This window comes from Bradyrhizobium sp. PRIMUS42, from assembly GCF_023006515.1.
In the GTDB taxonomy this organism is placed as follows: domain Bacteria; phylum Pseudomonadota; class Alphaproteobacteria; order Rhizobiales; family Xanthobacteraceae; genus Bradyrhizobium.
Genome location: NZ_JALBGZ010001396.1, coordinates 1 through 721 on the forward strand (window position 1 = coordinate 1; position 721 = coordinate 721).

At 68.9% G+C, this 721-nt stretch carries 1 protein-coding gene and 1 pseudogene; both read right to left on the minus strand.

Annotated elements, in window-relative coordinates:
• A pseudogene (locus MOV75_RS40615) lies at positions 1-306 on the minus strand (allophanate hydrolase); the annotation flags it as partial.
• Positions 303-721, minus strand: a 419-nt coding sequence (gene pxpB, locus MOV75_RS40620) for a 5-oxoprolinase subunit PxpB (protein ID WP_247008475.1), incomplete at its 5' end; no start/stop codon positions are given. The gene pxpB and the pseudogene MOV75_RS40615, both read right to left, overlap by 4 nt.

Below are 721 nucleotides of genomic sequence, written 5' to 3' on the forward strand. Positions count from 1 at the left end.
GAGCGCGAGCACCTGACCGGCATCGGCGCGGTGAGCCCACCATGGCAGCACTGGCGCCTCGTCGAGCTGCGGCGCGCAATCCGCGCCGGTCACGGCGAACACCGTCGGACGGGTGAATCGGACGCGGAACGGGAACAGCGGTATCTCGAGAGCTGCCGCATTCTCCTCGTTGCGCAGCAGGATGTTTCCGGCGGCAAGCGCCAACGGGTCCATGGCGCCCGATGTCCCGACGCCGAGGTTGAGCGCGCCGGTGCGGCCGAGATCCTGCACCGTGGCAAGCGCGCCGGCCGACAGCACCTCGATCATCGCAGCACCCGGTTTGGCTTGAAGCGGATGCAGTCACCGGGTTGCAGGAGCGCTGGCGGCGTCCGCTCGACATCGAAGAACGCCACCTCGGTGCTGCCGATCGTATTCCAGCCGCTTGGCCCATCTGAAGCGGAGACGCCGGTCTGGCTGCCGCCGATGGAAACGGCGCCGCGTGGAATGCGCAGCACCGGGACCTTGCGCCGCGGCGTCGCGATGCGCCGATCCATGCCGCCGAGATAGCAGTACCCGGGATGACTGCCGAGGGCGTAGACGGTGTAGGTCGGAGCGCTGTGGATCGTGACGATATCGTCGACACTCAATCCGGTGTGGGCCACGACGTCGGCCATATGCGGGCCGCCGTCGCCGCCATAGACCACCGGCAGATCGAGGCAGCGCCCGGCGGCCGGAAGCGGCT